This window comes from Plantactinospora sp. A48 (genome assembly GCF_055793945.1).
On record NZ_JBTIXF010000002.1, the window covers coordinates 51,458 to 76,354 of the forward strand.

At 70.8% G+C, this 24,897-nt stretch carries 23 protein-coding genes; 19 read left to right on the forward strand and 4 right to left on the reverse strand.

Annotation, left to right across the window (positions count from 1 at the left end; all coding sequences use genetic code 11):
• Positions 1 to 448 precede the first annotated feature (448 nt).
• The 16 genes from ACXN5W_RS01850 to ACXN5W_RS01925 all read left to right on the forward strand — a co-directional run bounded on the left by ACXN5W_RS01850 (position 449) and on the right by ACXN5W_RS01925 (position 19,229).
• Positions 449 to 1,762, forward strand: coding sequence for a geranylgeranyl reductase family protein (locus ACXN5W_RS01850; protein WP_473156353.1), 1,314 nt, complete (start codon positions 449 to 451; stop codon positions 1,760 to 1,762).
• A gap of 109 nt (positions 1,763 to 1,871) precedes the next feature.
• Complete coding sequence (locus tag ACXN5W_RS01855; protein WP_473156354.1) at positions 1,872 to 2,237, forward strand: NADH-quinone oxidoreductase subunit A; 366 nt, start codon at positions 1,872 to 1,874, stop codon at positions 2,235 to 2,237.
• A gap of 15 nt (positions 2,238 to 2,252) precedes the next feature.
• Positions 2,253 to 2,927 carry a NuoB/complex I 20 kDa subunit family protein gene (locus tag ACXN5W_RS01860; protein ID WP_473156355.1) on the forward strand — a complete coding sequence of 225 codons (675 nt, stop codon included), beginning with the start codon at positions 2,253 to 2,255 and terminating at the stop codon, positions 2,925 to 2,927.
• Entirely contained in the window at positions 2,924 to 3,655 is a 732-nt protein-coding gene (locus tag ACXN5W_RS01865; protein ID WP_473156356.1) for an NADH-quinone oxidoreductase subunit C, read from the forward strand. Before ACXN5W_RS01860 ends, ACXN5W_RS01865 begins: the two co-directional genes overlap by 4 nt.
• Positions 3,652 to 4,980: an NADH-quinone oxidoreductase subunit D gene (locus tag ACXN5W_RS01870; RefSeq protein WP_473156357.1), complete on the forward strand. Its 1,329-nt coding sequence runs from the start codon at positions 3,652 to 3,654 to the stop codon at positions 4,978 to 4,980. The genes ACXN5W_RS01865 and ACXN5W_RS01870 overlap by 4 nt, the downstream gene beginning before the upstream one ends.
• 109 nt (positions 4,981 to 5,089) lie before the next feature.
• Positions 5,090 to 5,974: an NADH-quinone oxidoreductase subunit NuoE gene (gene nuoE, locus ACXN5W_RS01875; RefSeq protein ID WP_473156358.1), complete on the forward strand. Its 885-nt coding sequence runs from the start codon at positions 5,090 to 5,092 to the stop codon at positions 5,972 to 5,974.
• Positions 5,971 to 7,287, forward strand: a complete 1,317-nt coding sequence (gene nuoF, locus ACXN5W_RS01880; protein ID WP_473156359.1) for an NADH-quinone oxidoreductase subunit NuoF — start codon at positions 5,971 to 5,973, stop codon at positions 7,285 to 7,287. Before nuoE ends, nuoF begins: the two co-directional genes overlap by 4 nt.
• A 1-nt stretch (position 7,288) precedes the next feature.
• Positions 7,289 to 9,829 (forward strand): NADH-quinone oxidoreductase subunit G, encoded by a 2,541-nt coding sequence (locus ACXN5W_RS01885; protein ID WP_473156360.1) that lies wholly within the window; start codon positions 7,289 to 7,291, stop codon positions 9,827 to 9,829.
• A complete protein-coding gene (gene nuoH, locus ACXN5W_RS01890) occupies positions 9,826 to 11,169 on the forward strand; it encodes an NADH-quinone oxidoreductase subunit NuoH (protein WP_473156361.1) in 1,344 nt (447 codons plus the stop codon). Before ACXN5W_RS01885 ends, nuoH begins: the two co-directional genes overlap by 4 nt.
• 1 nt (position 11,170) lies before the next feature.
• The gene (gene nuoI, locus ACXN5W_RS01895) at positions 11,171 to 11,863 is read left to right on the forward strand and encodes an NADH-quinone oxidoreductase subunit NuoI (protein WP_473156362.1); all 693 of its coding nucleotides are present in this window, start codon (positions 11,171 to 11,173) and stop codon (positions 11,861 to 11,863) included.
• Positions 11,860 to 12,630: an NADH-quinone oxidoreductase subunit J gene (locus tag ACXN5W_RS01900; protein ID WP_473156363.1), complete on the forward strand. Its 771-nt coding sequence runs from the start codon at positions 11,860 to 11,862 to the stop codon at positions 12,628 to 12,630. Before nuoI ends, ACXN5W_RS01900 begins: the two co-directional genes overlap by 4 nt.
• Entirely contained in the window at positions 12,627 to 12,944 is a 318-nt protein-coding gene (gene nuoK / locus ACXN5W_RS01905; RefSeq protein WP_473156364.1) for an NADH-quinone oxidoreductase subunit NuoK, read from the forward strand. The genes ACXN5W_RS01900 and nuoK overlap by 4 nt, the downstream gene beginning before the upstream one ends.
• 11 nt (positions 12,945 to 12,955) lie before the next feature.
• Complete coding sequence (gene nuoL / locus ACXN5W_RS01910) at positions 12,956 to 14,929, forward strand: NADH-quinone oxidoreductase subunit L (RefSeq protein WP_473156365.1); 1,974 nt, start codon at positions 12,956 to 12,958, stop codon at positions 14,927 to 14,929.
• A gap of 49 nt (positions 14,930 to 14,978) precedes the next feature.
• On the forward strand, positions 14,979 to 16,511 hold the full coding sequence (locus ACXN5W_RS01915) for an NADH-quinone oxidoreductase subunit M (protein WP_473156366.1): 1,533 nt from the start codon (positions 14,979 to 14,981) through the stop codon (positions 16,509 to 16,511).
• Complete coding sequence (nuoN, locus tag ACXN5W_RS01920) at positions 16,508 to 18,070, forward strand: NADH-quinone oxidoreductase subunit NuoN (RefSeq protein ID WP_473156367.1); 1,563 nt, start codon at positions 16,508 to 16,510, stop codon at positions 18,068 to 18,070. The genes ACXN5W_RS01915 and nuoN overlap by 4 nt, the downstream gene beginning before the upstream one ends.
• Positions 18,071 to 18,146: 76 nt before the next feature.
• Positions 18,147 to 19,229, forward strand: a complete 1,083-nt coding sequence (locus ACXN5W_RS01925) for a polyprenyl synthetase family protein (RefSeq protein WP_473156368.1) — start codon at positions 18,147 to 18,149, stop codon at positions 19,227 to 19,229.
• Positions 19,230 to 19,316: 87 nt separating this feature from the next.
• Here the strand turns inward: ACXN5W_RS01925 and ACXN5W_RS01930 are convergent, their stop codons facing one another.
• A complete protein-coding gene (locus ACXN5W_RS01930; RefSeq protein WP_473156369.1) occupies positions 19,317 to 20,522 on the reverse strand; it encodes an MFS transporter in 1,206 nt (401 codons plus the stop codon).
• A 151-nt stretch (positions 20,523 to 20,673) separates the two neighbouring features.
• Here ACXN5W_RS01930 and ACXN5W_RS01935 point away from each other — a divergent pair, with 151 nt between their 5' ends.
• The 3 genes from ACXN5W_RS01935 to ACXN5W_RS01945 all read left to right on the forward strand — a co-directional run bounded on the left by ACXN5W_RS01935 (position 20,674) and on the right by ACXN5W_RS01945 (position 22,784).
• Positions 20,674 to 21,456 carry an IclR family transcriptional regulator gene (locus ACXN5W_RS01935; protein ID WP_473156370.1) on the forward strand — a complete coding sequence of 261 codons (783 nt, stop codon included), beginning with the start codon at positions 20,674 to 20,676 and terminating at the stop codon, positions 21,454 to 21,456.
• Between the two features lie 138 nt (positions 21,457 to 21,594).
• Positions 21,595 to 22,089, forward strand: coding sequence for a sigma-70 family RNA polymerase sigma factor (locus tag ACXN5W_RS01940; RefSeq protein WP_473156503.1), 495 nt, complete (start codon positions 21,595 to 21,597; stop codon positions 22,087 to 22,089).
• Positions 22,086 to 22,784 carry an anti-sigma factor family protein gene (locus tag ACXN5W_RS01945; RefSeq protein ID WP_473156371.1) on the forward strand — a complete coding sequence of 233 codons (699 nt, stop codon included), beginning with the start codon at positions 22,086 to 22,088 and terminating at the stop codon, positions 22,782 to 22,784. The genes ACXN5W_RS01940 and ACXN5W_RS01945 overlap by 4 nt, the downstream gene beginning before the upstream one ends.
• Positions 22,785 to 22,889: 105 nt before the next feature.
• On the opposite strand, the gene rarD is transcribed toward ACXN5W_RS01945, so the two are convergent.
• The 3 genes from rarD to ACXN5W_RS01960 all read right to left on the reverse strand — a co-directional run bounded on the left by rarD (position 22,890) and on the right by ACXN5W_RS01960 (position 24,881).
• The gene (gene rarD, locus ACXN5W_RS01950) at positions 22,890 to 23,813 is read right to left on the reverse strand and encodes an EamA family transporter RarD (protein WP_473156372.1); all 924 of its coding nucleotides are present in this window, start codon (positions 23,811 to 23,813) and stop codon (positions 22,890 to 22,892) included.
• 64 nt (positions 23,814 to 23,877) lie between these two features.
• On the reverse strand, positions 23,878 to 24,345 hold the full coding sequence (locus tag ACXN5W_RS01955) for a GNAT family N-acetyltransferase (RefSeq protein WP_473156373.1): 468 nt from the start codon (positions 24,343 to 24,345) through the stop codon (positions 23,878 to 23,880).
• A 149-nt stretch (positions 24,346 to 24,494) separates the two neighbouring features.
• Positions 24,495 to 24,881 carry a phage holin family protein gene (locus tag ACXN5W_RS01960; protein WP_473156374.1) on the reverse strand — a complete coding sequence of 129 codons (387 nt, stop codon included), beginning with the start codon at positions 24,879 to 24,881 and terminating at the stop codon, positions 24,495 to 24,497.
• Between the last annotated feature and the right edge of the window lie 16 nt (positions 24,882 to 24,897).

Sequence of the window (24,897 nt, forward strand, 5' to 3'; positions counted from 1 at the left end):
CGGGCTGACGGCCCGCCGAGCCGGCCCAGCGGGCCCCCCGAGCCGGACACGGACCCGCCGAGCCGGGCTGGCGGACCCCGAGCCGGCCCAGCGGACCCGCCGAGCCGGGCTGGCGGACCCCGAGCCGGCCCAGCGGACCCGCCGAGCCGGGCTGACGGACCCCCGAGCCGGACTGACGGACCTGCCGAGCCAGTCTGGCGGATCCGCAGAGCCGGGTTGGCGGATCCGCCGGAGCCGGGCTGGCTGACTCGCCGGAACCAGTCCGAAGCGGGTTGATCGATCCGCCCAACGGGGCTGACGGACCGTCGGAACCGGGCTGACGACGGCGTACCCGCTGGTGTTCCCGCCTGGTTAGGTACACCTAACCTGGCGGCTGGGTAGTGCCGGTCATAGACTCCTCCCCGAACGAGCTTGTGAAGCATTTCACGAGCACTGGAGGGAGGCGCAGATGACCGCCGTCGAGAATGACGCCGACGTGATCGTCGTGGGCGCCGGCCCCGGTGGCTCGACCACCGCCTACCACCTGGCCCGGCACGGACTGCGGGTGCTGCTGCTGGAGAAGACCGAGTTCCCCCGGGAGAAGGTCTGCGGCGACGGGTTGACCCCGCGCGCGGTCAAGCAGCTGATCAAGATGGGTGTCTTCGGTAGCGCCGAGGCGGGCACCGACCAGCGGGGTGCGGCCGCGGCCGAGGCCGGCTGGTTGGTGAACAAGGGCCTGCGGGTCATCGGCGGTGGCATGCGGCTGGAGCTGGACTGGCCGGAGCTGGCCAGCTTCCCCAACTACGGCCTGGTCCGGACGCGGCTCGACTTCGACGACCTGTTGGCCCGGCAGGCGGTGAAGGCCGGCGCGGTGCTGCGGACCGGCATGAACGTGATCGGTCCGGTGCTCGACGACGCGGGCCGGACGGTGGGGGTGTCCGCCGAACACGGCCCGGACAAGGCGCCGGTGAGCTTCCGCGCACCGCTCGTGGTGGCCGCTGACGGCGTCTCGGGGCGGTTCCCGCTGGCACTCGGGCTGGCCAAGCGGGAGGACCGGCCGATCGGCGTCGCGGTCCGCCGGTACTACCGGTCGCCGGCCCGGCACCGGGACGACTACCTGGAGTCCTGGTTGGAGCTGCGCAGCCGGGACAGCGGGGACAAGCTGCTGCCCGGGTACGGCTGGATCTTCGGCATGGGTGACGGCAGGGTGAACGTGGGCCTCGGCGTGCTCAACTCCTCCACCGCCTTCGGCCGGACCAACTACCGCCGGCTGCTGACTGACTGGTTGGCCAACACGCCGCCGGAGTGGGGGATGACCGACGAGGCCAACGCCGACGGTCCGATCCTGGGCGCGGCGTTGCCGATGGGCTTCAACCGGGTGCCGCACTACACCCGGGGAGTGCTGCTGGTCGGCGACTCCGGCGGGATGGTGAACCCCTTCAACGGCGAGGGCATCGCGTACGCCATGGAGTCCGGCGAACTGGCCGCCGAGGTGATCGTGCAGGCGTTGGCCCGGCCCGCCGGTGCCGAGCGGGAACGTGCGCTGCACGGCTACCCGGCGGCGCTCAAGGACCGGTACGGCGGCTACTACCGGATCGGCGGCATCTTCGTGAAGCTGATCGGCCGGCCGGAGATCATGCGGATCGCGACCCGGCACGGAATGCCGCACCCGATGCTGATGCGTTTCGTGCTGAAGCTGATGGCCAACCTGACCGACCCGCGCGACGGGGACGCGATGGATCGGATCATCAACGCGATGACGAAGGTGGCGCCCGCCGTGTGAGCGCGCGTCGCGGGACGGTCGGACCCCCGGGTGTGAACCGCCGCATGAGCTGTGCCTAGTGTGACATTCATCAACCGCCGAGGGCAGGGAAGGAAGAGCAGGAGAAACGATGTCGCTCTCGCCTTACGTACCGATCATCGGGCTGTTCGCCATAGCTGCGGCGTTCGCGCTGTTCTCCGTGGCCTCGGCCCGGATCGCCGGCCCCCGGCGTTACAACCGGGCGAAGCTCGACGCCTACGAGTGCGGGATCGAGCCGAGCCCGCAGCCGATCGGCGGTGGCCGATTCCCGGTCAAGTTCTACCTGACGGCGATGCTCTTCATCGTCTTCGATATCGAGATCATCTTCCTCTATCCCTGGGCGGTCTCCTTCGACCTGCTGGGCGCCTTCGGGTTCGTGGAGATGGTCCTGTTCATCGTCACGGTCTTCATCGCGTACGCCTACGTGTGGCGACGCGGTGGCCTGGACTGGGACTGAGGGAGGGCTCGAACAATGGGCATCGAGGAGAAGCTCCCGGCCGGCATCCTGCTCACCAGTGTGGAGAAGCTGGTCAACTGGTCCCGTAAGTCGTCGGTGTGGGGGGCCACCTTCGGCCTCGCCTGCTGCGCCATCGAGATGATGGCCGCCGGTGGGCCGCACTACGACATGGGCCGCTGGGGCATGGAGGTCTTCCGCGCCTCGCCCCGGCAGGCGGACCTGATGATCGTGGCCGGCCGGGTGAGCCAGAAGATGGCCCCGGTGCTGCGTCAGATCTACGACCAGATGGCCGAGCCGCGCTGGGTGCTGTCGATGGGTGTCTGCGCCAGCAGCGGCGGGATGTTCAACAACTACGCGATCGTCCAGGGCGTCGACCACGTCGTACCGGTGGACATGTACCTGCCGGGTTGCCCGCCGCGGCCGGAGATGCTGATCGACGCGATCCTCAAGCTGCGGGAAAAGATCATGCACGAGCCGCTCGGTCCGGGCGGCCGCAAGATGCACGAGGCCCGTCAGGAACGCGGTGACGTGCCGGTCGTCCCGTACGGCTCGATGCCGTCGTCCTACCGCAGCGACAAGGCCCGGCGGGCCGAGTGGACCCGCGCGGTCCGCGAGGGTCGCGAGGAGCAGCTGCGGATCGAGAACTGGATGAAGGCGCAGAACCACCTCCACGAAGGGGCTGTGAAGTGAGCACGCCCAACGGCCAGTCCGGCGGCGTACCCGCGCAGGTGCCGCCCGTCGGCGCCAGCACCGGGGCCCCGGCCGAGTACCCGCCGGCGAGCAGGGCACAGCGTGGCCTGTTCGGTGTACACGGCACCGGCGACACCTCCGGGTTCGGCGGCCTGGTCCGGCCGCGTACCGAGGTGACCGGCAGCCCGCGCCCGTACGGCGGTTACTTCGACGAGGTCACCGACGCGCTGGAGGAGGCGTACCCCGGGTTCGCCGACGCGATCGAGAAGGTCATCGTCGACCGGGGCGAGCTGACCCTGCACATCCGGCCCGAGCGGATCGCCGAGGTCTGCCGGATCATGCGGGACGACGCGGCGCTGCGGTTCGAGCTGTGCTCCTCGGTGTCCGGAGCGGACTACCTGGGTGCGGACGAGCGGCGGTTGCACGTCGTCTACCAGCTCACCTCGATGACCTACCGGCGGCGGGTCCGGCTGGAGGCAGCCGTGTCGGCCGAGAACCCGCACCTGCCCAGCGTCACCGAGATCTACCCGACCGCCGACTGGCAGGAGCGGGAGACGTACGACATGTTCGGCGTCGTCTTCGACGGCCACCCCAACCTGACCCGGATCCTCATGCCGGACGACTGGGAGGGGCACCCGCAGCGCAAGGACTACCCGCTGGGCGGCGTGCCGGTGGAGTACAAGGGCGCCGAGATTCCTCCGCCGGATGCCCGAAGGAGCTACCAGTGACTTCTACCCCTGGCTACGCGACCGAGCGGGAGACCGACGAGGGCAAGGTCTTCACCGTCACCGGCGGCGACTGGGACACGGTCGTCGAGGGTACGGACCCGATCGCCGACGAGCGGATCATCGTCAACATGGGTCCGCAGCACCCGTCCACGCACGGCGTGCTGCGGCTCATCCTCGAACTCGAGGGCGAGACGGTCCGCGAGGCGCGGTCGGTGATCGGCTACCTGCACACCGGAATCGAGAAGAACCTCGAGTACCGCAACTGGGTGCAGGGCAGCACGTTCGTCACCCGGATGGACTACCTGGCACCGATCTTCAACGAGACCGCGTACAGCCTCGCGGTGGAGAAGCTGCTCGGGATCACCGACGACATCACCGACCGGGCGACGACGATCCGGGTGCTGATGATGGAGCTGAACCGGATCTCGTCGCACCTGGTCTGGCTGGCCACCACGGGCATGGAGCTCGGGGCCATCTCGATCATGCTGTACGGCTTCCGTGAGCGCGAACACATCCTGGACATCTTCGAGACGATCACCGGGCTGCGGATGAACCACGCGTACGTCCGGCCCGGCGGCGTCGCGCAGGACGTACCGGACGAGGCGATCGTCAAGATCCGCGAGTTCCTGAAGATGATGCCCAAGCGGCTCAAGGAGTACGAGGACCTGCTCTCCGGCCAGCCGATCTGGATCGAGCGGACCAGGAACGTGGCCGTGCTGGACGTGACCGGCTGTCTGGCGCTGGGCGTGACCGGGCCGGTGCTGCGGTCGGCGGGTCTGCCGTGGGACCTGCGCAAGACCATGCCGTACTGCGGTTACGAGAACTACGAGTTCGACGTGCCGACGCACCCCGACGGCGATGTCTGGGGCCGGTACCAGGTCCGGCTCGCCGAGATCCGGGAGTCGCTGAAGCTCGTCGAGCAGGCGCTGGACCGGCTCAAGCCGGGCCCGGTGATGGTCGCCGACCGGAAGATCGCCTGGCCGGCGCAGCTGGCCATCGGGCTCGACGGGATGGGCAACTCCCTGGAGCACGTGGCGAAGATCATGGGTCAGTCGATGGAGTCGCTGATCCACCACTTCAAGCTGGTCACCGAGGGCTTCCGGGTGCCGCCGGGCCAGGTGTACGTGGGCATCGAGTCGCCCCGCGGCGAGCTGGGCGTACACGCGGTCTCCGACGGTGGGACCCGGCCGTACCGGGTGCACTACCGCGAACCGAGCTTCGTCAACCTCCAGGCGATCCCGGCGATGGCCGAGGGTGGCCTGATCGCCGACGTGATCGCCGGCGGCGCTTCGTTGGACCCGGTGATGGGTGGGTGTGACCGGTGAGCGCGAGGAGTGAGCTTGCGGGTCCCAGCCGCGAGCGCGAGGAGCGAGCGCAGCGAGCCCCGCAGTCGCGAGCAACAGCCTGTGCAGTCGCGAACGGAAGGTGGCTCCGATGACGGATGTACGTCAGGACGTGGTGACCGCGACGGTGCTGCGGGACCGGCTCGGTGACCGGGCCCGGGAGATCGTGGCCCGCTACCCGGCCGACCGGTCCCGGTCCGCGCTGCTGCCGTTGCTGCACCTCGTGCAGGCGGAGGAGGGGTACGTCTCCCCGGCCGGGGTGGAGTTCTGCGCCGAGGTGCTCGGGCTGAACAAGGCTCAGGTCGGCGCGGTGGCCACCTTCTACACCATGTACAAGCGGCGGCCCACCGGTGACTGGCTGGTCAGCGTGTGCACCAACACGATGTGCAACGTGCTCGGCGGGCAGGAGGTCTACGACACCCTGACCGAGCTGCTGGGCGTCGGGCACGACGAGACCACGGCCGACGGAAGCATCACGCTGGAGCACGCCGAGTGCCTGGCGGCCTGCGACTACGGCCCGGTGATGACCGTCAACTACGAGTTCTTCGACCGGGTGGACCGGGACACCGCGGTGTCCGTGGTCGAGGAGTTGCGGGCCGGCGGGCGACCCACCCCGACCCGGGGCGCCCGGCTGTGCACGCTCAAGGAAATGGCGGTGCAGCTGGCCGGCTTCTCCGACGACCGCGACGGAGCGGTGGCCGACGGCCGGACCGGCGAGCCCTCCCTGCGCGGGCTGCGGCTCGCCCAGGAGCACGGCATCTCGGTGTCGAACTTCGACCCGGACACTCCGATCCGGCGCAAGGCGGACGCCGAGCAGGCCAAGCCGGCGGCCCAGGCCAAGCCGGCCGAGAAGAAGGCCGAGGAGGCGGGTAGGGCCGCCAACAGGCCGGCCGGGGACGCCAAGCCCGCCGGCGAGGGCACCGGTGCCCAGGAGCGGAACCTCGCGGAGGCCGGCGACAAGGAGGCCGACAAGTGACCACCCCTCGACGGGAGACGCTGGCCAAGCTGACCCCGGTGCTCACCAAGCGCTGGCTGTCGCCGGACGCCTGGTCGATCGACACCTATCAGCAGCTCGACGGGTACGCGGCGCTGCGCAAGGCGCTCGGGGCCCACCCGGACGACCTGATCCAGCTCGTCAAGGACTCCGGCCTGCGCGGCCGGGGTGGCGCCGGCTTCCCGACCGGTCTCAAGTGGGGTTTCATCCCGCAGGGTGACAACAAGCCGCACTACCTCGTGGTCAACGCCGACGAGGGCGAGCCGGGCACCTGCAAGGACCTGCCGCTGATGACGCACGACCCGCACTCGCTGATCGAGGGCGTGATCATCGCATCGTACGCGATCCGGGCCAGTCGGGCGTACATCTACATCCGGGGCGAGGCAGTCAACGCCGCGCGCCGGCTGCGCAACGCGGTGGACGAGGCGTACGCGGCGGGTTTCCTCGGCAAGGACATCCTGAAGTCGGGCTTCGACCTCGACGTGGTGGTGCACAGCGGCGCCGGCGCGTACATCTGTGGCGAGGAGACCGCGCTGCTCGACTCGCTGGAGGGTTTCCGCGGCCAGCCCCGGCTGCGTCCGCCGTTCCCGGCCACCCACGGCCTGTACGCCTGCCCGACCGTGGTCAACAACGTCGGGACCATCGCCAGCGTGCCGTATATCGTGCTGGGCGGCGCCGACTGGTGGAAGACCATGGGTACGGAGAAGTCGTCCGGCCCGATGATCTACTCGCTCTCCGGTCGGATCGCCAACCCGGGCCAGTACGAGTGCTCGCTGGGCATCACGCTGCGGGAGCTGATCGAGCTGGCCGGCGGGATGCAGCCCGGCCACAACCTGCGGTTCTGGACCCCGGGCGGCTCGTCGACCCCGCTGCTCACCGCGGAGCACCTGGACGTGCCGCTGGACTTCGAGGGGGTGGCCGCGGCCGGCTCGATCCTCGGTACGACGGCCACGCAGATCTTCTCCGACCAGGACTGCCCGGTCTACGCGACCTACCGGTGGCTGGAGTTCTACCACCACGAGTCGTGCGGCAAGTGCACCCCGTGCCGGGAGGGCAACTACTGGATGGTCCGGGTCTACCGCCGGATCCTGTCCGGGCAGGGCACCCCCGAGGACCTGGACACCCTGCTGGACACCTGCGACAACATCCTCGGCCGGTCGTTCTGCGGCCTGGGTGACGGCGCGACCAGCCCGGTGACCTCGTCGCTGAAGTACTTCAAGCAGGACTACGTCGACTACATCGAGGGCCGGACCGCCCCGAAGCTGTCCGAGAAGGCCCTGGCAGGGGCGCACTGATATGACAGACCTGGCCAAGAAGACCGACACGGTCACGCTGACCATCGACGGCGTCGAGGTCACCGCGCCCAAGGGTGCCCTGCTGATCCGGGTGGCCGAGGAAATGGGGATCGCGATCCCGCGGTTCTGCGACCACCCCCTGCTGGCGCCGGCCGGCGCCTGCCGGCAGTGCCTGGTCGAGGTGGAGGGGCAGCGCAAGCCGGTCGCATCGTGCACCCAGACCGTCGCCGAGGGCATGGTGGTGAAGACCCAGCTCACCTCGGCGGTCGCCGAGAAGGCGCAGGCCGGGATCATGGAGCTGCTGCTGGTCAACCACCCGCTCGACTGCCCCATGTGCGACAAGGGCGGCGAGTGTCCGCTGCAGAACCAGGCGATGTCGACGGGCCGGACGGACTCCCGGTTCCACGAGCACAAGCGGGAGTACCCGAAGCCGCTGCCGATCTCCACCCAGGTCCTGCTGGACCGGGAGCGGTGCGTGCTGTGCCAGCGCTGCACCCGGTTCTCCGAGGAGATCGCCGGTGACAAGTTCATCGACCTGATGGGCCGGTCCAGCGCCGAAGAGATCAACATCTACCGGGACGAGGCGTACGGCGTGGACGACGCCGACGACGCCGAGGTGGTCCCGTTCAACTCCTACTTCTCCGGAAACACGGTGCAGATCTGCCCGGTGGGCGCGCTCACCGGCAGCCAGTACCGGTTCCGGGCCCGCCCCTTCGACCTGGTCTCCACGCCCAGCGTCTGCGAGCACTGCTCGGCCGGCTGCGACATGCGGACCGACTGGCGGCGCGGCAAGGTGCTGCGGCGGCTGGCCGGCGACGACCCGGCGGTGAACGAGGAGTGGAACTGCGACAAGGGTCGGTGGGGTTTCCGCTACGCCACCGCCGCCGAGCGGATCAACACTCCGATGGTCCGCGACGAGCGCACCGGTGAGCTGCGCGAGGCCTCCTGGAGTGAGGCGCTCGCGGTGGCCGCCGAGGGACTGCGGGCGGCCCGGGACGGCAACCGGGGCATCGGGGTGCTCACCGGTGGCCGGCTCACGGTCGAGGACGCCTACGCGTACGCGAAGTTCGCCCGGGTGGCCCTGGGCACCAACGACATCGACTTCCGGGCCCGGCCGACCGGACCCAGCGGCGGTGACGTCGGCGGCGAGGAGGCCGACTTCCTGGCCGCCGCGGTCGCCGGCCGGACCGAGGTGACGTACGCCGACGTGGAGAACGCGCCGGCCGTCGTGCTGGTCGGGCTGGAGCCCGAGGAGGAGTGCCCGATCCTCTTCCTCCGGCTGCGCAAGGCCCACCAGAAGAACGGTCTCAAGGTCTTCGCCATCGCGCCGTACGCGAGCCGGGGCCTGGAGAAGCTCGGCGGCAAGATCGCCCGGGTGGTTCCGGGTGAGGAGGCCGGCGTGCTGGCCGACCACCCGACGGTGGCCGAGGCGCTCAGCGCCGAGGGCGCGATCCTGCTGGTCGGGGAGCGGCTGGCGACCGTGCCGGGTGGGCTCTCCGCCGCCGCGGCGGCGGCCGAGCGGACCGGCGCGAAGCTCGCCTGGGTGCCGCGCCGGGCCGGTGACCGGGGCGCGGTGGACGCGGGCTGCCTGCCCAACCTGCTGCCCGGCGGCCGGCTGGTGGCCGACCCGGCGGCGCGGGGGGAACTGGGCCAGGCCTGGGACGTCGCGCCCGGGGTCATCCCGAGCCAGCCCGGCCGGGACACCGACCAGATCATCGCCGCGGCCGCCAACGGTCAACTCGGGGCGCTGGTGGTGGCCGGGGTCGACCCGGGCGACCTGGCCGACCCGCGCGCCGCCGAGCAGGCATTGGACGCCGTGCCGTTCCTGGTGAGCCTGGAACTTCGGTCGGGTCCGGTGACCCGTCGCGCCGACGTGGTGCTGCCGGTCGCCCCGGTGGTGGAGAAGCCCGGCAGCTTCCTGGACTGGGAGGGCCGGCTGCGCACCTTCGAGGCGGTGCTCAACACCACGGCCATGACCGACGGCCGGGTGCTGGACGCGCTGGCCGCCCAGCTCGGCGTCCGGCTCGGCACCGACAGCGTCAACGGGATCCGGCGGGAGCTGGGCGGGTTGCCGTCGACCCGCGTCGGGCGGGCGCTGGCCCCGAACATCGGCCCGACCGAGCCGTACCGGCCCGGTGCCGGTGAGGCCGTGCTGGCCACCTGGCACCAGCTGATCGACTCCGGCACCCTCACCGAGGGCGACCCGTACCTGGGCGGCACGGCCCGGCCGCCGGTGGTCCGGCTGGCCAAGGCGACCGCCGAGCAGATCGGGGTGGCCGAGGGCGACGCGGTGACGGTCGGCACCGGCCGGGGCGCCATCACGCTGCCGGCGGCCCTCACGGACATGCCGGCCGGGGTGGTCTGGCTGCCCACGAACTCGCCCGGCTCGTCCGTCCGGCGGGCCCTGGGGGTCACGTCGGGAGCCGTGGTGCGGATCTCCGCCGGGAACCGTTCCGCCGAGGCGGCCGGCGACCACGCGACGGTCGCGGCCGACGCGGCCCACCGGCCGGGACCGCTGCTCAACACCGGGAGTGCGCAATGACGTTCTATCTCGCGCAGGATCCGACACTGCAGGACTTCGGGCACGACACCTGGTGGCTCGTTCTCGCCAAGGTGGTGCTGGCGTTCGTGTTCGCCGTGCTGGCGACGCTGCTCGGTGTCTGGTTCGAGCGTCGGGTCGTCGGCTTCATGCAGGTGCGGCCGGGGCCCAACCAGGTGGGTCCGTTCGGCCTGCTGCAGACCCTCGCCGACGGTCTGAAGATGGCCTTCAAGGAGGACATCCTCCCGACGAAGGCCGACAAGGTCGTCTACTTCTTCGCGCCGACGATCTCGGTGATCTGCTCGGTCACCGCGCTGTCCGTGGTGCCGTTCGGCCCGATGGTCAGCGTCTTCGGTCACCACACGCCGTTGCAGGTCACCGACGTGCAGGTGGCGGTGCTGGTGCTGCTGGCCTGTTCGTCGATGGGCATCTACGGCATCGTGCTCGGCGGCTGGGCCTCCGGATCCACGTACCCGCTGCTCGGTGGTCTGCGCTCCAGCGCCCAGATGATCTCGTACGAGGTCGCCATGGGGCTGTCCATCGTGGCCGTCTTCATGACCGCGGGCACGATGTCGACGAGCGGCATCGTGGCCGCCCAGGGCGACGGCACCCGGTTCACGCTGTTCGGCCAGAGCCTTCCGGCCCCCGGCTGGTACGCGGTGCTGCTGCTGCCCAGCTTCGTCATCTTCTTCATCTCGACCGTCGGTGAGACCAACCGGGCGCCGTTCGACCTGCCGGAGGCGGAGTCGGAGCTGGTGGCCGGCTTCATGACGGAGTACAGCTCGCTGAAGTTCGCGCTGTTCATGCTCTCCGAGTACGTCTCGATGGTGACCATGTCGGCGGTCACCACGACGCTGTTCCTCGGCGGCTGGCGGGCGCCGTGGCCGATCAGCCAGTGGTCCGGCGCGAACTCCGGCTGGTGGCCGCTGCTGTGGTTCTTCGGCAAGGTGCTGCTGCTGGTCTTCGTCTTCGTCTGGCTGCGCGGTACGCTGCCGCGGCTGCGCTACGACCAGTTCATGCGGCTCGGCTGGAAGGTACTGCTGCCCATCAACCTGGTCTGGATCCTGGCGCTGGCCGGAATCCGGGTGACCAGCGACTGGCAGCGCACCGACCGGCTGATCGCGATCGGGATCCCGGTGGCGGTCGTCCTGTTGATCGTCTTCCTCTGGCCCGGCCGGGGGTCGACGCCGACGCCGACCCCGCAGGAGCGGGTGCAGCGCCGCCCGGAGGGCAGCTTCCCGGTGCCCCCGATGGACCTGCAGGTGCCGCCGAGTCCCCGGACCCGGCGGGCCGTGGCGGAACGGCAACCCGCCAACGTCGGCGTCGACACCAAGGAGGTGTGACATGGGTGCGATCACTGGCACGTTCAAGGGCTTCGGCGTCACTTTCTCGCACATGTTCCGCAAGATCGTGACCACCGACTACCCGTTCAAGCCCCCGGTGTCGGCCCCCCGCTACCACGGGCGGCACATCCTCAACCGGCACCCCGACGGGCTGGAGAAGTGCATCGGGTGCGAGCTGTGCGCCTGGGCCTGCCCGGCCGACGCGATCTACGTCGAGGGCGGCGACAACACCGACGAACAGCGCTTCTCGCCCGGTGAGCGGTACGCCAGCGTCTACCAGATCAACTACGCCCGGTGCATCTTCTGCGGGCTGTGCATCGAGGCGTGCCCGACCCGGTCGCTCACCATGAGCAACGAGTACGAGCTGGCCCGGGACAACCGGCGGGACCTGATCTTCACCAAGGAGCAGCTGCTGGCGCCGCTGCTGCCGGGCATGGAGCAGCCGCCGCACCCGATGCGGCTGGGCGACAGCGAGAAGGACTACTACGTCGGCGCGCTCGGCAACCCGGGCACCTCGATCGGGGCCGAGCACTCGCCGATGGGCCCCGGCCGGTACGCCGTGGACGAGCACCCGGGGGTGACCTTCCCGGGTGCCGAGCAGGCGGCCCAGCGGTCCACCCGGACCCCACAGGGCGCCGAGCAGTCGGTCGGGGCGCCCGGCGGCTCCGGAAGTGACGAGGGAGAACGGGCATGACCACGCAGACGGTGCTCGCCGCGGCGAGTGGGGTCTCCGGGGGAGAGCAGGTCACCTTCTGGATCCTGGCGCCGCTCGCGCTGATCGGCGCGGTCGGCATGGTGGCCGCGCGCAACGCCGTCCACTCGGCGCTCTGGCTGGTGCTCACCATGCTCTGCCTGGGCGTCTTCTACGTGCTCCAGGCGGGCCCGTTCATCGGCATGGTGCAGATCATCGTCTACACCGGCGCGATCATGATGCTCTTCCTGTTCGTGCTGATGCTGGTCGGTCGGGACGCCTCCGACTCGCTGATCGAGACCCTGCGCGGGCAGCGGATCGCGGCGATCGTGCTGGGCCTCGGGTTCGCGGGCCTGGTGGCCACCGGGCTCTACCGGGCGCTCGGTCACGTCAGCGCCACCGGGCTGGCCAAGGCGAACGAGAACGGCAACGTGCAGGGCATCGCCCGGCTGCTGTTCACCAAGTACGTCTTCGCGTTCGAGGTCACCTCGGCTCTGCTGATCACCGCGGCGGTGGGCGCCATGGTGCTGGCTCACGTCGAGCGGCGCCGGGAGGACAAGAAGGACCAGCCGAGCACCATGCGGGCCCGGTTCGCGCCCGGCAACTACCCGGGGCCGAAGCCCGGCCCGGGGATCTTCGCCACCTCCTCCTCGGTCGCCACCCCGGCGCGGCTGCCGGACGGCGCGCTCAGCGAGCGGAGCATTCCGGAGATCATGCCGACCCGGGAGCTGACGGCGGCCGAGCGGTCGCTGAAGGGGACGGACAAGTGAGCGACTTCTTCTCGATGGGGCCGGGCCACTACCTGGTGCTGGCGGCCATCCTGTTCACGATCGGCGCGGTGGGCGTGCTGATCCGGCGCAACGCGATCGTGCTGTTCATGTGCGTCGAGTTGATGTTGAACGCGGCCAACCTCGCGCTGGTCACCTTCAGCCGGATCAACGGCGATCTCAACGGCCAGATCATGGCGTTCTTCGTGATGGTGGTGGCCGCCGCCGAGGTCGTGGTCGGCCTGGCGATCATCATGTCGATCTTCCGTAGTCGGCGGTCCGCCAGCGTCGACGACGCGAACCTGCTCAAGTACTAGAGGGGCCTGACGTGGATGGAATCCTGACGTACGCCGCCGAGCCGGCCGGCGCCGTCACGTACGCGCCGGCTGACGGCGTGCTGAGCAGCGTGTGGCTGCTGGTGGCCATCCCGCTGGCCAGCGCGGCGGTCCTGCTGCTGCTCGGACGCCGGGCCGACCGCTGGGGGCACTGGCTCGGCGTGGCCAGCGTGGGAGCCGCGTTCGTCCTCGGCCTGACGTACTTCTTCCAGCTGCGCGGGCTGGAGAACCGTTCGGTCGAGCGCAGCCTCTGGCAGCTCATCTCGGTCGGTAGCTTCAAGGTGGACTTCGGGCTGCTGTTCGACCCGCTGGCCGCCTGCTTCGTGCTGCTCATCACGGGGGTGGGCTTCCTGATCCACCTGTACGCGGTGGGCTACATGGCGCACGACGCCGGCCGGCGACGGTTCTTCGGCTACTTCAACCTGTTCGTGGCCGCGATGCTCCTGCTGGTGCTGGGCAACAACTACGTGCTGCTCTACGTCGGCTGGGAGGGGGTCGGCCTCGCGTCGTACCTGCTGATCTCCTTCTGGTACGACCGGCCGTCCGCGGCCACCGCCGGCAAGAAGGCGTTCCTGATGAACCGGGTCGGCGACGCCGGCCTGGCCATCGCGATCTTCATCATGTTCGCCCAGCTCGGCACCACCTCGTACAGCGGGGTGTTCAACGGGGTCGGCCAGATCGGCTCCGGGATCGTGCTGGCGATGGGCCTGTTGCTGCTGCTCGGCGCGACCGGCAAGTCCGGCCAGTTCCCGCTCCAGGCATGGCTGCCGGACGCGATGGAGGGCCCGACCCCGGTGTCCGCGCTGATCCACGCCGCCACCATGGTCACCGCGGGTGTCTACCTGATCGCCCGGTCCCACCCGATCTTCTCGGCCAACTCGACCCTCCAGCTCGTGGTGGTCAGCGTCGGGGCGCTCACCCTGCTGATCGGCTGCATCATCGGTTGCGCCAAGGACGACATCAAGCGGGTGCTGGCCTGGTCGACGGTCAGCCAGATCGGTTACATGTTCCTCGGTGTCGGCCTGGGTGGCGCGGCGTACGCGCTGGCCATCGTCCACCTGCTGGCGCACGGGTTCTTCAAGGCGAACATGTTCCTCGGCGCCGGTTCGGTGATGCACGGGATGCGGGACCAGGTGGACATCCGCCGGTTCGGCGGCCTGTCGAAGTACATGAAGATCACCTGGCTCACCTTCATGATGGGCTGGCTGGCGATCATCGGCATGTTCCCGTTCTCCGGCTTCTTCTCGAAGGAGCCGATCATCGCGGCGGCCTTCGAACGGGAGGGCTGGACCGCCTGGCTGTTCGGCGGGGCCGCGCTGCTCGGCGCCGGGCTCACCGCGTTCTACATGACCCGGCTGTTCGTGCTGACCTTCCACGGCCCGGCCCGGTGGACCGACGACATCGCCGGTACGGACGGGCACGCGGGGCACGGCCCGCACGAGTCGCCGCCGATCATGACGATCCCGCTGGTCCTGCTGGCCGTCGGCTCGATCGGCGCCGGTTTCCTGCTGGCCACCTCGGTGCCGGACTGGCTGACCGCCACCCTCGGTCCGCAGGAGGAGGCCGCCGAGCCGGTGCTCGCGCACTGGCTGATCACGGCGCTCTCCCTGCTGCTCACCGTGCTGGGCGCCGGCCTGGCCTGGGTGCTGTTCCGTAACGGCACCGCCACCCAGGAGCAGCCGGCCGGGGCGCTGGTCCGGGCCGCCCGGCGCAACCTCTACACCGACGCGATCAACGAGGCGATCTTCGAGAAGCCGGGCATCTTCCTCACCCGGGCGCTGGTCTACCTGGACAACCGGGGCATCGACGGGCTGGTCAACGGTCTCGCGGCGGCGGTCGGTGGCGGCTCCGGTCGGCTCCGCCGGTTGCAGACCGGCTTCGTCCGGTCGTACGCGATGTCGATGCTGACCGGCGCGCTGCTGGTGGTGGCCGCGTTCCTGGCCATCCAGGCCGGGTGGTTGGCGTGAGCGCGAGGACCATCAACACCGGCACGGACGAGACGAGGTAAGGCAGAACATGTCCGACTTCCCCTACCTCTCGGTGCTCACCGTCGCGCCGCTGGTCGGCGCGCTGGTGGTGGCACTGCTGCCGCGCAGCCGGCCCGGACTGGCCAAGCAGGTGGCCTTCGGCTGGTCGCTCGCGGTCCTGGTCCTGTCGATCTTCATGTGGGTCGGCTTCTCGGCCGGCGGCGACCGGCTCCAGTTCCGCGAGTCGTACACCTGGATCCCCCGCTGGGGCGTCAACTTCACCTTCGCCACGGACGGCATCGCGCTGGTGATGCTGATGCTCATCACGGTGCTGGTCCCGCTGGTCATCCTGGCGAGCTGGCACGACGCCGAGGGCTCGAAGCGCAGCGTCCCGGTGTACTTCGCCCTGCTGCTGGTGCTGGAATGCACGATGATCGGCGTCTTCGCGGCCGCCGACGTCTTCCTGTTCTACGTGTTCTTCGAGGTCATGCTCGTACCGATGTACTTCCTGATCGGCAGCTACGGCGGCCACCAGCGGCAGTACGCGGCGGTGAAGTTCTTCCTCTACTCGCTGGTCGGCGGTCTGTTCATGCTGGCCGCGGTGATCGGCCTGTGGGTGGTCGGCGGGCACACCTTCGACTGGCAGACGCTGGTCAACGCCGACATCAACACGAACACGGCGCGTTGGCTGTTCCTCGGCTTCTTCATCGCGTTCGCGATCAAGGCGCCGTTCTTCCCCTTCCACACCTGGCTGCCCGACGCCGGTGGGGCGGCCCCGGCCGGCGCCGCGGCCCTGCTGGTCGGGGTGCTGGACAAGGTCGGCACCTTCGGCATCCTGCGGTACTGCCTTCCGCTGTTCCCCGAGGCGTCCCGCTGGTTCGCGCCGTGGGCGCTGGCGCTCGCCGTGATCGGCATCATCTACGCGGCGCTCCTCGCGGTGGGACAGAACGACCTGAAGCGGCTCGTGTCGTACACGTCGATCGCGCACTTCGGCTTCATCGGGGTCGGCATCTTCGCCTTCACCACCCAGGCCGGCACCGGCGCGGTGCTCTACATGCTCAACCACGGGCTGGCCACCGGCCTGCTCTTCCTGGTGGTCGGCATGCTGGTCGCCCGGCGCGGGTCGGCGCTGGTCGGTGACTTCGGCGGGGCCGGCCGGCTGGTGCCGCTGCTCGCCGGGGTGCTGTTCTTCGCCGGTCTCGCCTCGCTGGCCATGCCCGGCACCGCGCCGTTCATCTCCGAGTTCCTGGTGCTGCTGGGCACCTTCACGGTGAACAAGCTGGTCGCCGTGATCGCCACCGCCGGCATCATCCTGGCGGCCGCGTACGTGCTGTGGATGGTGCAGCGGACCACGCAGGGCACCCTCAACCCGGCCCTGTCCGAGTCCGAGGGGATGCGGCGCGACCTGTCGGTGCGGGAGAAGGTGGTCGTCGCGCCGCTGATCGCCCTGCTCCTGCTGCTCGGCTTCTACCCGAAGCCGGTCACCGACGTCATCAACCCCGCCGTCCAGGCCACGATGCAGGACGTCGGCAGGACCGACCCGGCACCGACGGTCGGCAACGTACAGGAGGCCCGCCGGTGAGCGACCTGAAGTTCCCCGCGATCAACTACGCGGCGCTCGCGCCGATCCTGATCCTGTTCGGCGTGGCCTGCCTCGGGATCCTGCTTGAGGCGTTCGTGCCGCGCCGGCTGCGCCACCCGGTGCAGTTCGGCGTCGGCCTGCTCGGCATCGTCGCGGCCGGTGTCATGGTGGTCCGCAGCGCGGACCTGCGCACGCTGACCGCCAGCGACGCGGTGGCCGTCGACGGTCCGACCCTGTTCCTCCAGGGTTCGATCCTGGTGCTCGGGCTGCTCGCGCTGCTGCTGATCGGGGATCGGTCGGTGGAGCGCGGCGGGGCGTTCGTGCCGCACGCCGCGGTCATCGTGGACTCGCCGGCGGACCGGCAGCAGGCCGGTCGGGAGGGCGGGACCACCGAGGTCTACCCGCTGACCATGTTCGCGATGGCCGGGATGCTGCTCTTCGTGGCCGCCAACGATCTGCTGACCATGTTCATCGCGCTTGAGGTCTTCTCACTGCCGCTCTACCTGCTCTGCGCGCTGGCCCGGCGCCGGCGGCTGCTGAGCCAGGAGGCCGCGATGAAGTACTTCCTGCTCGGGGCGTACGCCTCGGCGTTCTTCCTGTTCGGCATCGCCCTCGTGTACGGCTTCACGGTCGGCACCGTGAACGGCCGGACCGGACAGGGCGGGGTCGACTTCGCCACCATCCACACGGCGGTCCGGGACTCCTCGGCCAGCCCGGTGCTGCTGGTGGCGGGCATCGCGCTGATCTCGATCGGCCTGCTGTTCAAGGCGGCCGCCGCGCCGTTCCACGTCTGGACCCCGGACGTCTACCAGGGCGCGCCGACGCCGGTCACCGGCTTCATGGCGGCCTGCACCAAGGTGGCCGCGTTCGGTGGCCTGCTGCGGGTCTTCTACGTCGGATTCACCGGCGCGGCCTGGGACTTCACCCCGGTGCTCGGTGCCGTGGCGGTGCTCACCATGCTGGTCGGCGCGGTGCTCGCGGTGACCCAGACCGACATCAAGCGACTGCTGGCGTACTCGTCGGTGGCCAACGCCGGGTACCTGCTGGTCGGGGTCCTCGCGCTGTCCAAGGACGGCCTGTCCAGCACGATGTTCTACCTGGTGGCGTACGGCTTCACGGTGCTCGCCGCGTTCGGCGTGGTGACCCTGGTCCGGGACGACGACGGCGAGGCCACCCACCTGTCCCGGTGGGCCGGGCTGGGCCGCCGGTCCCCGCTGTACGCCGGGCTGTTCACCTTCCTCCTGCTGGCCTTCGCCGGTATCCCGCTGACCAGCGGCTTCATCAGCAAGTTCGCGGTCTTCGGTGCGGCGCTGGACGGTGGTCAGACCTGGCTGGTGATCGCCGGCGTGCTGACCAGCATGCTGCTGGCCTTCCCGTACCTGCGGGTGGTCGTGCTGATGTGGCTGTCGGAGCCGGGTGAGTCCACCCCGACGGTGGCGCTGCCGGGTTGGGCCACCGGGACCGCCGTCGGCATCGGGGTGCTGGCGACCCTCGTGCTCGGGGTGGCGCCGGCTCCGTTGCTCGCGCTGGCGAACGGTGCGGCGGAATTCGTGCGATGACCGGATTCATCCGGTTGGCCCCCGGTGGGCGGCGGTGGTCGCCGCCCCCCACCGGGAGCGGTCGTCACGGTGTGGCATGGTTGAAAGCGTGGTGAGACCGGGGGAGCAACGTCGAGACGAGCCCGGCGCGGACGAGCGCCGGGGCGGACTGGCCACGCCGTTCGACACGGTGGGCCTGGAAGCCGTCGAGCCGGCCGTCGAAGCATCGCTGCGGTCCGTGCTTGACGCGGTCGAGGAGCAGCTGCGGACCAGCATCTTCAGCGCCGACCCGATGGTCACCGAGGCGGCCCGGCATCTGGTGGAGGCCGGTGGCAAGCGGTTCCGCCCGCTGCTGGTCGCGTTGGGCGCCCAGTTCGGCGACCCGGACCGCCCCGAGGTGGTCAAGGCCGCCGTGGTGATGGAACTCACCCACCTGGCGACGCTCTACCACGACGACGTGATGGACGAGGCTCCGGTGCGGCGGGGCGCCCCGAGCGCCAACTCGCGGTGGACCAACTCGGTGGCCATCCTGGTCGGTGACTACCTGTTCGCGCGGGCCGCAGACCTCTCCGCCGACCTGGGCCCCGAGGCGGTACGCCTACAGGCCCGGACCTTCTCCCGGCTGGTACACGGGCAGATCGCCGAAACCGTGGGCCCCCGGGCCGGCGACGACCACGTCGCGCACTACCTGCGGGTCATCGCCGAGAAGACCGGTTCGCTGATCGCCACCTCCACCCGGTTCGGTGGGCTGTTCGGCGGCGCCAGCCCGGCGGAGGTCGAGGCGTTGGCCGGTTACGGCGAGACGATGGGGGTGGCCTTCCAACTCTCCGACGACCTGCTGGACATCGCCTCCGAGTCGGTGCAGTCCGGCAAGACCCCCGGCACCGACCTGCGGGAGGGCGTGCCCACGCTGCCGGTGCTCTACGCGCTCGCCTCGGACGACCAGGACGCCGCCTCGGTCCGGCTGCGGGAGATCCTCGCCGCCGGCCCGGTGACCGACGACGTCCTGCACGCCGAGGCGCTTGGCCTGCTGCGTGAGTCACCGGCCATGAAGCGGGCCCGGGAGACCGTACGCAGCTACGCCGAGGACGCCCGCGAGCGGCTCCGCCCGCTACCGGCCGGCGGCGCGCGCCGAGCCATGGAGTCCCTCTGCGACTTCATAGCCGACCGCACCAGCTAACCCCCACCCCACCCCCCCACCCCGTCACCGGGTTGATCATGAAGTTAGCGGTCCGGCACGCCGATCGGTGTACCGCTAACTTCATGATCAACCCATCGGGGGGAGTGGGGGGAGGTGGGCGGGGGGTAGGAGGCGGCGGCCGGCCAGCATGAGGCCGGCGGCCAGCAGCATCGCCCCGGCTGCCACCGTCCACATGGCCGGATAGCCCAGGTGCCCGGCCGTGGCGCCCAGGCCGAGCGGCCCGAGACAGCCGCCCGCGTACACGCCGGTCTGGGTGATCGAGGTGGCCGCTGCCGGCGCCTGCGGGTGCAGCCGTACCACGGCGAAGTTGAGCAGTCCGGGCCACGCCCAGCCCAGCCCGAAGCCCAGCGTGACACCGAGCACCAGGGGCGTCCGGCCGGCCACCGCCAGCAGGCCCAGCCCGGCCGCGCCGACCACCAGCATGCCGGCGATCACCGCGACGTGTCCCGAGGCCCGACGGTCGGCCAGCCAGCCGGAACCGATCCGGGCCAGCACGCAGACGGCGCTGCCGAACGTGAGAGTGAGTCCGGCCAGGGCCGGTGCCAGTCCTCGGGCGGCGGCCGAGTCCACGACGAAGGTCCCCAGCGCGTTCGCCGCGGCTGCGGCGAGGGTGGCCGCCACCCCGAGAACCACGAGCGCGCCGGTGGCCCGGCCCCCGGCGGCCCGCGAGCGGGTGGCCGGGGCGGTCCGGTCGCCGGGCACCGCGAGCAGTGCGGCCAGCGCCAGCCCGGACGCGGCCACGAAGGCCCACCGCCAGCCGATGGTGAGTGCGACCGCCGGCACCGCCGCGCCGGCCAGCAGCGTGGAGATCGGGATCGCCGCCTGCTTCACCCCGAACGACAACCCCTGCCGTCCGGCGGGCACGTGCCGGGCCAGCGCCATGTTGCTGGCCAACTGACCGAGGGCGTTCGCCGCCGCGCCGACGGCCAGCAGCAGCACCAGCAGCGCGTACGACCGGGCGAGCAGCCCGATGGCGAGCAGGGCGGCGGCGGAGAGCAGGACGCCGATCCGGGCGACCGTGGCCGGTCCGTACCGCTCGACCAGCGTGCCGGACGGGACCGAGGCGAGCGCGCTGACCCCGAAGTAGATCGAGACGGCGAGGCCGAGACCGGCGGGGGAGAAGTGCAGTTCCCGACCCATCTGTACGGCCAGCCCGCCGACCAGGAAGACGGGTATGACGCAGGCCACAGTGGTGGCGACGGCGCCGGCCGCGACCCTTGCTGGGCTGTTGGTGCCGGGCGCCGGGACGGGGTCCAGGTAGGTGCTGGTCATCGTGATCGACATTACGCCTCGCTGTGATGAACCCTTCGTGTCTGTCGCTGTACTGAACGTCGCGATAGGATCTGGCAGCCTCGATTCCACCGGGCATTTCGCAGACGCCCGGTTTTACATATGGTGTAAGTACTCGGCGGCGGAGGTGGTTGTGCGCGACCCCTTGGCAGAACCTTCGGACCTGATCCGCAGTGTGTCGCGGGCTTTGCGGGTGCTCGAAGCGGTCGGCCGGGCCCCGAAGGGGCTCACGGTGAAGCAGATCGCACGCCGTTGCGAGCTGACCGTGGCCACTACCTACCATCTGGTCCGCACCCTCGCCTACGAGGGATACGTGATCCGCCGCGAGGACGGGACGTACATCGTGGGGCTGGAGATCGCGGACCGGTATCGCGAGTTGGTCACCGCGTTCCGTGGGCCGCCGGCGATCGGGGAGGCGCTGCGCCGCTCCGCGGTGGAGACCGGGTACAGCCACTTCCTCGGCCGGTTCGTCGGCGGCCAGGTGGCGATCACGGCGGTCGCCGAGGGCGCCCGCACGCCGTACCTGGAGGATCTGGTCCCCGGCTTCGACGAGGGCGCCCACGCGACGGCGATGGGCAAGGCGCTGCTCGCCACCCTCACCCCCGAGCAGCGGCTGCGGTACCTGCGCGAGTTCGGCATGCGCCCGTTCACCGCGGCCACCCTCACCGGTGCCGAGGCGTTCGAGGCCGACATCGCCGCCGGTGACCGCCGGGGGATGCATCTGGAGATGGGGCAGTTCCGGCAGGGAGTGGCCTGCGCGGCGGTGCTGGTGACACCGGAGAAGGAGATGGAACGCCGGGTGGTGCTCGCCTGTGCGCTCCCGGCGGCCGAGATGATGACCTCGGCCCGGATCATCCGGGCGAAGCTCATCGCCGTGGCCCGCTCGGTCGCCGACGCGCTGGCCACCGACCCCTGACCGGTGCTCGCCTGCGCCACACTTCGGCTCCGGCTGCGCGCCTCGGGTGAACCTTTTCGGCTCGGAACCCGTACGAGAGGACGGAGACGGCGCGGGACAGCGGACGGGGTGGACATCATCAGCGATCTGGACGCCCAACTGCTGCGCGCGCTGCACGACGAACACGCCGACGCGCTCTACTCGCACGCGCTGCGGCTGGTCGGCGGCGACCGGCAGCGGGCCGAGGACCTCGTCCAGGAAACCCTGCTGCGCGCCTGGCGGCACCCGGAGGCGCTGGACCCGAGCCGGGGTTCCGTGCGGGCCTGGCTGTTCACCACGGCCCGCAACCTCGCCATCGACGCCTGGCGCCGGCGTAGCTCGCGGGTGGGCGAGGTGGTGACCGACACCCTGCCGGAGCCACCACACGGGCCCGACGAGGCGGACCGTGCGGTGGAGGCGTGGACGGTGGCCGAGGCGCTCAACCGGCTGACCCCCAGCCACCGTGAGGTGCTGGTGGAGTGTTTCTACCTGGGCAGGTCGGTCACCGAGGCCGCCGCGCGGTTGAACGTCCCCGCCGGGACGGTGAAGTCCCGCACCCACTACGCGCTGCGGTCGCTGCGCCTGGTGCTCGCCGAGATGGGGGTGACCCGGTGACCAGCTGCGACTTCGCGTACGACGACGGTGCGTACGTGCTCGGCGCGCTCGCGCCCGCCGACCGGGCCGCGTACGAGCGGCACCTCGCCGGCTGTGCCGACTGCCGCGAGGCGGTCGCGGAGATCGCCGTGCTGCCGGGTCTGCTAGGCCGGCTGGATCCGGCCGGGTTGGAATCCCTCGCCGCACCCCCGGTGACCGAGTCCCGGCTCCCCACGCTGCTCACCGCCGCGCGGACGGCCAGCCGACGCGGTCGGCGCCAGGCCCGGCTGCGGTACGCCGGGGTGGCGCTCGCCGCGGCCGGGTTGGCGGTGGTGGTCGGGCTGGGCATCGGCCAGCTCACCCGGCAGACCGGCGGCACCGGCCCGGAGCCGCCGGCCACCCAGCTGGTGGCGATGCGCCCGGTGCGTGGCGACGGGCCGGTGACCGCCGAGGTCGGGCTCAGCGGCACCCGCTGGGGCACCAAGGTGGTCATGCACTGCAGCTACCCGGCCACCGGTGAGTATCCGGAGACGAGAACGTTCCGGCTGGTCGCCGTCGGCGCCGACGGTGCCCGCGAGCAGGTCGGCTCGTGGCTGGCCGCGCCGGGTGACGAGGTCACGCTCACCGGTGCCACCCGGCTGTCCGGGCGGGAGTTGAACCGGCTGGAGTTGCAGCGCCAGGACGGCACCCCCCTGCTCGGCTATGACATCCCCTGAGGGGGAAAGGAAGGGCACCTTCTTATCGCTTTTTGTATAGGAAGGGCCCCTTGTTAACGCCAAAGGCGCACCGCAGCGGCGGGGCGCATCGCGCGGCGGCGGCGCTCACCGCGCGGCGGCGGCCTCCGCGGCCACCGCTGCCGGCGTGTTCCGGGACCGCCGGGCGGACCGGATGGCGTCGACAGTGAACACGGCGAGCGCGAGCCACACCAGGGCGAAACCGGCCAGCCGGGCGGGCGGCATGGGCTCGTGGAACACCAGGACTCCGCAGCCGAGCTGGAGGATGGGTGCCAGGTACTGGATCATGCCGAGACCGGTCATCGGCAGCCGGTTCGCCGCCCCCGCGAACATCAGCAGCGGGACGGCGGTCGCGGCCCCGGCGAGGACGAGCAGGCCGGTGTGCCCGACCGACAGGTGTCCGAAGGTGCCCGCCGAGCGTGACTCCAACCAGAGCAGGTACGCCAGCGCCGGCACGGCCAGCATGCCCGACTCGACGAACAGGCCCTCCACGGCCGGCAGCGCCAACCGCTTCTTGACCAGCCCGTACCCGCCGAAACTCAACGCCAGGGTGAGCGCGAGGTACGGCAGCCGACCGTAGTCGACGGTGAGCACGGCCACCGCGAGTCCGCCCAGGCCGAGCGCCACCCACTGGGCCGGACGCAGCCGCTCCCGGAACACGGTCAGTCCGAGCAGCACGACGACCAGGGGGTTGATGAAGTAACCAAGCGCCGTCTCGACCACCCGGTCCGAGTTGACCCCGTAGATGTACGTGCCCCAGTTGATCGCGATGAGCACGGCTGCCGTTCCGATCCCGGCCAGCGACCGCGGGCGGCGGGCGAGCCGACGCAGGAAACGCCAGTGGCGCAGTACGCACAGCAGCAGCGCCACGAACACCACGGACCAGATCACCCGGTGGGACAGGATCTCCACCGGCCCCGCCGGCCGGAGCAGCTTGATGTAGAGCGGGAAGAAACCCCACAGGGTGTACGCCCCGATGCCGTAGAGATACCCCCGGGTCAGCTCGGTCATGACCCGCACCGTAGGGGCTGGTCGACCGGCCGGGTCCCGATGGCGGCTCGGATGGTGGCCCGGCTCACCGCTGGTCCAGTTCCATCCACCGGTCCGGCGCGGCGAGCGGGGCGAACCCCACCGGCGCGTACACGCCGTGCGCGTCCAGCGTGGCCAGCAGGATCCGACGTACGCCCCGGTCGGCCACCTCGGCGCGGACCGTGCCGACCAGCCAGCGGCCCAGTCCGCGACCACGCTCCGGCGGCTCGACGTACACGTCGCACAGCCAGGCGAAGGTGGCGCCGTCGGTGACCACTCGGGCCACCGCCACCTGCCGCCCGTCGTCCGGCCGGTAGATCCCGAACGGAAGCGAACCCGTGAAGGCGCGCTCGGTCACCGCCCGGCTCCGCCCGATCGCCCAGTACGCGTCGGTGGAGAGCCACCGGTGGACCAGCTCGAGCTGCAGCCGGTCCGGGTCCGTGGAAAGTTGGTAGCCGTCGGCTCGGCTGGTCGTCCGCACCCCGCCGACGCTAGTGCGCCGGTGGCCGCGCATCGGACGCCAATTCCCGTTTTGTGGACCGCCGCAGCGCACCCGGGCCGGCGTACGGTCCCCGGGACCTGCGCCTTCGACGCCAACGGGTCGCGCTGCCGGCGGTGGTTCCGGCTCGGCTCCCACGGCCCGCGCCGGGCCGGGCGCGTGGGTCAGTCGCGGTCCAGGACCAGGCCGAGCACCCAGGTGACCACGCCGACGAAGAGCGCGCCGAGCACCGCCGCCGGCCAGAAGCCGTCCACGTGGAACGGCAGGTCGAGTCGATCCGCGATCCAGCTGGTCAGCAGGAACAGCAGGCCGTTGACGACCAGCGCGATGAGGCCGAGCGTGAGCAGGTAGAGGCCGCAGCCCACGGTTTTGATGATCGGGTGCAGGACGCCGTTGACGACGCCGAAGATCAGCGCGACCAGCAGCAGCGTGCTCACCTTGTCCACACCTGAGTCGGTGGTCAGGTCGATGCCGGGGATGACGAGTGTGGCCAGCCAGAAGGCCAGTGCGGTGGTCACCAGCCGGATCAGAAGACCCTTCAGAAATTCCATGCCCGGCATGGTGCCA